Origin of the sequence: Streptomyces lasiicapitis (assembly GCF_014646335.1) — a bacterium.
Classification (GTDB): domain Bacteria; phylum Actinomycetota; class Actinomycetes; order Streptomycetales; family Streptomycetaceae; genus Streptomyces; species Streptomyces lasiicapitis.
Window position 1 is genome coordinate 45,929 of the sequence record NZ_BMNG01000030.1, and the last position, 7,039, is coordinate 52,967.

Genomic DNA, 7,039 nt, shown 5'->3' on the forward strand with positions numbered 1-7,039 from the left:
GGGGCCGGCCCTGTGCCGGAAGGGTCCGGCTCTGCGTGCCGGACGGGGCCCTTCCCCCCTCTTTTTGACGGGGTGTCATCCACTGCCTGCTTGCGACATGAGGGGGAGAGATGCAGTTCCGCATCCTCGGTCCCGTGGAGATCCAGGACGAGGCGACCGGCCTGTGGATCCATCCCACGGGCGCCAAGCAGCGCGCCCTGCTCGGCGCGCTCGTGGTCAAGGCCGGACACGAGGTGTCGGTGCACCGGCTCATCGACGAACTGTGGGGCGAGCACCCGCCGGCGAACGCGGCCAACGCACTGCAGGCCCACGTCGCGCGGCTGCGCCGGCGCCTGCCCGAGCCCCCCGGCCACAGCGGCCCGCCGCACGAGTGGATCACCACCCGCTCCCTGGGCTACGTCCTGCACCTGGGCGAGGCCGGCACCGACGCCCGGCGCTTCGACGAACTGACCGCCCAGGCCCGCCACAGCGCACCGAAGGACCCCGCCCGGGCCGCCGGACTCTGGCGCCGGGCCCTGTCGCTGTGGCGCGGCCCGGCCCTGGAGGGCAGCACCCACGGCGGCATCTGCGCCGCGGAGGCCGCCCAGCTGGAGGAACACCGGGTGAGCGCCCTGGAGATGATGTACGAGGCGTCGCTGCGGGCGGGCCGGCACGGCGAGGTCACCGGCGAGCTGGAGGAGCTGACCTGCGACCACCCCATGCGCGAGCGGTTCTACGACCTGCTGATGGTCGCCCTCTACCGCTGCGGCCGCCAGGCCGAGGCGCTCGGCGTCTACGACCGCGCCCGCAAACGCCTCGTCCACGAACTCGGCGTCGAGCCGGGCCCGGCCCTGCGCGGGCGCATGGAGGCCATCCTCCGACAGGACCCGGTCCTGGCCCACGCCCCCCGCCCGCGGCAGGAAACCACCGGCGGAAGCGGGAGTGCGGGCGGGGGCCCGGGCGGGAGTGCGGGTGCGGGTGGGTTCCGGGGTGCGGCCGGGGACGACACCAGGACCGGGGCCGGGGCTCCGGGCGGGGCGGGGGGTGAGGCCTCCGTGCTGTCGCTGGGCAGCCAGATCGACCGCCTGCACCACCGCATCGAGGGCCTGCGCCTGCAGCAGGAACAACTGCTGCGCCAATTCGAGCAGTTGACCGCCGCGGGCGGCGGGGCCGCGCCCGGCCGCTGACCCCGCACCCCCTGCAACCCTCTTCGCAGCCCGCTTGTCGTGCACGAGTGCTGCTCCAGGGCGGCTCCGGCCCCGCGCGGCACGGTGGCCGGGGCCAGACACACCCCCCTCTTGGTCCGCGGCGGCCCGTCCGGGGCCCTCCCCCGGCTCCCGGGCCGGCCGCCGCCCTGTTGTGCTGTCATCCGCCGCGGCGGGCCGCGGCGGCCAGCGCACGCGCCAGGTCGCGCATCAGGGCCTCGCCCGCTGCGTACGGTGCGCCCAGGACCACCAGCGGGGCACGGCCGTGGGCGGCCGCGATGTGCCGGGCCACTTCCAGGGCCAGCGCGCCGGATCCGGAGAAGCCGCCCAGGACCAGGCGCTCCCCGGCGGCGAGCAGGGGCGCCAGCGCGGTGAGGCACTGCGGCATCCGGGCGGCGTCCGCGCGCAGCACGGTCACGGCCTGGGGGCCCTGGTAGCGGCGGGCGAGTTCGCTGTGGCAGTGCTCGGGGGCGCCGGGCGGGGCGATCAGGCAGATCGTCCCGGCGCCGGGGCGGGCCGGTGCGCGCAGGCGGCGCAGGCGCCGGTGCGCCGGGCGGGCGGGCGCCTCGTGCAGGCGGGGGGTGTCGGTGGGGGCCAGCTGCGACAGGGCCTGGGCGACGGTGGTCGACTCGTCCGCGCCGGCGGGCAGTTCGCGCAGCAGCCGGGCGCTGTGGGCGAGCATCTGGGCCGCCTGGTCGTCGTGCAGGCGGCCGCGGTCGTGCACCGCGCTCAGTACCAGGTCGCCGGTGCTGTCGTGGTGGGCGACCACGCCGATGGCAAAAGCGCTCTGCCCGGTGGCGGGGCCGGTGTCCTCCACGTGGATGCCCTGCGCGGCCAGTTCGGCCGCCAGGCCCCTGGGCGGGCGCGGGTGGTGCTCGAAGCAGAGCAGCGTCGCCGGACCGCCCCCGCCCCCGCCGGTGTGGGAGGCGGTGGGGGTGAGCCAGTGGCGGATCTGTCCGGCGGAGACCCATTCGTAGGCGGCCATGTCCAGGATCCGGTCGCGTACGGCGCGCAGCAGGGCGCCCACCGTGGCCTGCGGGTCCACGTCCAGGTGCACCGGCAGCGGGTTGTCGAAGGGGCCGGGGACGCGTTCGATGCCCTCCATCGCGATGCCGCGCCCGGACACCGTGACGCTGAAGGTGACCGGGGCCGGACCGCGACCGGAGCCCGGGCCCGGGCCGGGCGTGGGGGCGGGGGTGGGGGCGGAGGCGGGGGTGTCGGGGTGGGCGGCGGCGTACAGGATCATCGCCCAGACCGTCTGGAGCGCGCTGGAGGGCGTGGCGCCCCAGAGCGCGGCCCACTGGGCCAGGCGCACGGCCTCGGCGCGGGTCAGGCGGGCCAGGGTGCGGCCGGTGCCGCGGCGGCCGGTGACGGCGCCCGGGCGCGCCCGCGGCAGCCCCTGGCCCGCACCCGCGTGCGCGGCGGGGGTGGTGCCCGTCCAGAAGTCCCGGGCCGGGGCGGTGTCCTGGGCGGCCAGCCAGGTGCGGTAGTCGCGCAGGTCGGGGCGGCGCTCGCCGCCGTTGCCGAAGCCCGCGGCGAGGTAGGCGCGGTAGAACTCCTGCAGCAGCAGGCGCACGCTGCGCCCGTCCAGCAGGGCGCGGTGGTAGGTGAGGATGACGTCGGTGGGCGCGGCGCAGCCGCCGTGCGGCTCGGGCGGCGGGCCCTCCAGCAGGGCGGCGCGCAGCAGTCCCGGCCGGCCGGGCTCGAAGCCGCGCCGGCGCTCCTGTTCCATCAGGTCCTGGCGGGTGAGGCTGCCGTGGGTGTGGCGGCGGACCTCGGGGCGGGCGCGGGCGTGCAGCGCGATCCGGGGCCGGGGGTCGAAGACCAGGGCCGCGCGCAGCACGCTCTCGTGGTCGAAGACCTGCTGCCAGGCGGCGGTGAAGCGGCCGGTGTCCAGCGGCCCGTGCCAGCGCCGCAGCAGCTGGGCGATCTGGCGGCGGGGGAAGTCGGCGGTGTCGGCGAGCAGTTCGCGCTGCAGCGGGGTGAGCGCGAGCGGCTCGGGCAGGCGCACCGGGCCCCGGCGCCGGGCCAGGGCACGGTGGGGCACCCCAACGCCACCCCTGTCCGTGTCCGTGCCCAGGCCCCTGTCCGTGTCCGAGTTCGTGTCCCGGGCGCGGTCGTTGCCGCCGTGACCGTGACCGTGGCTGTCCCTGCCGTCGCCGTCGCCCCTGCCGCTGCCGGCGGCGGTGCCGGTGTCGGTGGTGCCGCCGTCGGCCTCGTGATCGGCCTCGTGGCCGGTGTGGGGGTGGGCGGGTGCTGCGGCGGTGAGCAGGTCGGCGAGGGCGCCCAGCGGGTAGGCGGCGTCGCAGGCCAGGATGTGGCGGCCCGGTCCGTGGCGCACGGCGGGGGGCCCGATGTCGCGCAGTGCGGGCCGGGCGGCGGCGAGGTGGGCGAGCGCGGCCTCCAGGAGCGGGGCATCCAGCGGGCCGCGCAGTTCGAGGGTGCAAGGGGCGTCGTGCGCCGGGCCGTTGAGGGCGAGCACGGCGGTCAGCGACACCTGCAGGTTGCGTTCGACGGTCATCGGCTCTGCGGGGCCCCCGCGCCCGCCTGCGGCGACGGTACGGGCCCCTGCCTCCTCTCCTTCGAGCGCGGGCACCGAGTATGGCCCGCGGCCCCACGGCGGACTGACGCGCCGCTGACGGCCCCCGGCTCCGGCGCGCCACCGTCTCCCGCCGCGCCCGGCACCATGCCCCCTGCCATGCACGGAGCCGTGCCCGGTGCCGTGCCCGGTGCCGTGCCCGGTGCTGTGCCTGGTGCCGTGTCCGCTGCCATGCCTGCCCCCGACCTGCCGGTGTGCCCTTGTGCCCGGGCGCGGCCGCGCCCGGGGCGGCTGTCCCCTTGCGATGGCCATGCAAGGGGCAGCCGCCGGAGCCATGCTTGAGCCCCGCGGGCCGCGGCCACGGGCGGGCGAGGCGAGGGGCGGAGGCTCGAGCGGTGCGCGGGACCGCCTGGCCGATTCGTCGAGCGGACCCCCGGTCCACGCCCCCGGTCCACACCCCCCAGTCGCAGCCCAGCCACAGCCCATCTGCAGCCCAACTGCAGCCCAACTGCCGCTGCGGCGGCGGCCCGGCAGCGGCAGCGGCTACAGCACGCGTACGGCCGACTCGGCGTGCTGGCGGGCCAGGCGCAGGGTCTGCTGGCTCTCGTAGCTGAGTTCGGCGTGTACGCGGCGGCGGGCGTCGGCCAGGGTGGCGCCCGCGCCCAGGACGGGTTCGATGTCCTTTTCGCGCAGGACGACGTGGTGCTGGGCCAGGACGGTCACGCCCCGTTCGTCGGGGACCAGGGACCATTCGCCGCAGTGCGCGGCGATGAGGCGGCGCGGGGCGATCTCCTTGTGGACGATGCGTCCGGCGTGGGGGAAGCACACCCGCATGCAGGTGACGGTGTGGGTGCCGCCGCCGGCGGAGGCGAGGTCGAGGGTGGCTTTCTGCACGCCGACCTGGGGTTCGGCGACCTCGGCGCGGCTCACGTGGGGGACGTGGCGGGGCCAGTCGGCGATGTCGTAGAGGAAGTGGTAGACGAGTTCGGCCGGTCCTTTGACGCGTACCGATTCCTCGAAGGACAGCACGAGTTCGTCCAGCTGCTGCCAGTGCCGGGCCAGGAAGCTGAGGCTCTTGAGGTCGGAGCGGGCGTTGGCGACGGTGGCCGCTTCCAGCCAGGCGGTGTCCTCGGGCCGGCCTCCGGCGGCGGTGAACTCGTGGTCCACGTGGAGCCGGCAGCGCCCGGGGCCCAGCTCGGTGACCGTCCAGGTGCCGCCCATGGATTCGGCCTGTTCCATGACCTGGTCCTGGCGGAAGGTGACCTGGCGGCGGGCGGAGTCCTGCAGGCGGGTGGAGGTCCAGGACCTGACCTGGCCATCGGCCAGCACCCACATCCGCAGCCGTTCGCGGACCCCGTCGAAGTCCAGGCGTTCGACATGGACGTTGGGCGGGAAGTACAGCGGCCACCGCTCCGCGTCGGCGATCAGTTGGTAGACGACTCCCGCGGGCGCGGCCACCTCGACCGCATGCGACAGACGGCGTACTCGCTCTCCCGGCACCCAGATCACCTTCTCTCCTCGAAAAGGGCCGCCGGCTGCCGTGGGCGGGGCGGGCGCGGCCGGCCACGCCTTGCGGACGGCGGCAGTCCGACAGAGTCTGTCCGCGCCCGCTCGAGGACCGCCGGAGCACCCCTGGAGCACCCTTGCCGTGCCGGGGCGCGGCCCCCCGGGCACGCCGGGGGTGGTGTCAGGCGGCGTAGAGGTCGAAGGTGGAGCTGCGCCGGGGGCCGGCGGTGACGTCGAGCTGGGGGTCGACGGCGAGCATGGCCTGGTGCAGGCGCTGCACCTGCGGGGAGGGCTCCACGCCCAGTTCCTCGATCAGTCGCACCCGCAGCTTGCGGTAGATGTCCAGGGCGGAGGCCTGCCGGCCCGAGCGGTAGAGGGCCACCATGGCCTGGGAGTGCAGTCCCTCGTGCTGGGGGTAGCGGGCGGTCAGCTCGGTGAGTTCGGCGATGAGTTCGGAGTGCCGGCCCAGGCGCAGGTCGGCGTCGATGCGCCGTTCGATGGTGCCCAGGCGGCTCTCCTCCAGGCGCATGACCTCGATCTCCAGGATCGGCCCCAGGCGTACGTCGACCAGGGCGGGTCCGCGCCACAGGTCAAGGGCATGGCGGAAGCAGCCGGCGGAGCTGTCGTCGTCGCCGGCCTCGAAGGCGGCGCGGCCCTCGGTGACCATGCGCTCGTACTCGTGCACGTCCACGCTCTGGGCCGGTATCTGCATCAGATAGCCGCCGTGGCGGGTGGCCAGGACCTCCTTGGCCGCTCCTGGCGCATCGGGGCCCATCGCGGTGCCAAGGCGCCGGCGCAGCTGCAGGATGTAGGTCTGCAGGGTGGTCAGCGCGCTCTGCGGCGGCTGGGTCCCCCAGATCTCCTCCATGAGCATGGGCACCGGCATCACCCGGCCCGGATACAGGGCGAGCAGGGACAGAATCTGCCGCGGCTTACCGGCCGTCGGGACGATGGATCCCCCGTTGACCTCGGCACTCAACGGACCCAGAACCTGAATCTTCACTGGTTTCCTCCGTACCTCGTCGAGTTCCTCTCAGTGACTGATTTCCGTCGCCGCGAGCACACTAGCCGTAATTGCCCGGCCCCCTCCTTTTGGTCGACCAGAACTCAAGGCAGCCCCAACTGGCCGTCACCGGAAGCGAATTCTCCGCTACCCCGGGCTGCTCGAGGAAACGTGAAAGTCCGCTGGAGCACAGCTCGCGCCCCGTATCGGCGGACACCGTTTCCCCGATACCGTTTTCAGGGAAATATCTCTTCCGCCCGCTTCACCGCTTCACTTTGATTTGCTGCTTCACTTCACTTCACTTCACTTCACTTCGCTTTGCTTTGCTTTGCCGCGCGTCACCCCTGCGCTTCGCCCCTGCGCTTCGTCCCTGCCGTTCACCTCACCGACTCCCCCGGCCGCCCGGGCCCGCCTTCCGGGCCGCCGGGGGCACCAGAGCCCGCCGGGGGCACCAGAGCCCGGGGCGCACGCGCGCCCGCCGCGTCGGACGCGGCGGGCGCAGGGCAGTTGAGACCGAGGAGCCGGGGGGTCAGCCGGCGGGGACGAGGCGTTCTTTGGCCTTCTCGGGCGCCTGCGCCGGGGCTGCGGGTTCGGGGCCGGTGGTGAGGATGGAGTGCTGCAGGCGCCGCAGCCCCGCCGACGGCTCCAGGCCCAGGTCCTTGACCAGCGTTGACCGCAGGCGCTGGTAGACCTCCAGTGCCTCACCGCGGCGTCCGGAGCGGTGCAGGGCCAGCATGAACTGCCCATGCAGACTCTCATGCGTACGGTAACGGCTCACCAACACCGTGAGCTCCGCCAGCAGTTCAC

The 7,039-nt window shown here is 74.9% G+C and carries 5 protein-coding genes; 1 reads left to right on the plus strand and 4 read right to left on the minus strand.

All coding sequences use genetic code 11. The features are described from left to right. Positions 1-110: 110 nt before the first annotated feature. Positions 111-1,166 (plus strand): AfsR/SARP family transcriptional regulator, encoded by a 1,056-nt coding sequence (locus tag IEY91_RS40685; RefSeq protein ID WP_189177803.1) that lies wholly within the window; start codon positions 111-113, stop codon positions 1,164-1,166. Between the two features lie 178 nt (positions 1,167-1,344). Here the strand turns inward: IEY91_RS40685 and IEY91_RS40690 are convergent, their stop codons facing one another. From IEY91_RS40690 to IEY91_RS40705, 4 genes are all read right to left on the minus strand, one after another. Further along, positions 1,345-3,705: a condensation domain-containing protein gene (locus IEY91_RS40690; protein ID WP_189177804.1), complete on the minus strand. Its 2,361-nt coding sequence runs from the start codon at positions 3,703-3,705 to the stop codon at positions 1,345-1,347. A 561-nt stretch (positions 3,706-4,266) separates the two neighbouring features. Next, positions 4,267-5,223, minus strand: coding sequence for an aromatase/cyclase (locus tag IEY91_RS40695; RefSeq protein ID WP_164316821.1), 957 nt, complete (start codon positions 5,221-5,223; stop codon positions 4,267-4,269). A 187-nt stretch (positions 5,224-5,410) separates the two neighbouring features. Then, positions 5,411-6,232, minus strand: coding sequence for an AfsR/SARP family transcriptional regulator (locus tag IEY91_RS40700; protein ID WP_164316823.1), 822 nt, complete (start codon positions 6,230-6,232; stop codon positions 5,411-5,413). 529 nt (positions 6,233-6,761) lie between these two features. Continuing rightward, the coding region (locus tag IEY91_RS40705; protein WP_189177805.1) for an AfsR/SARP family transcriptional regulator at positions 6,762-7,039 on the minus strand (278 nt) is incomplete at its 5' end.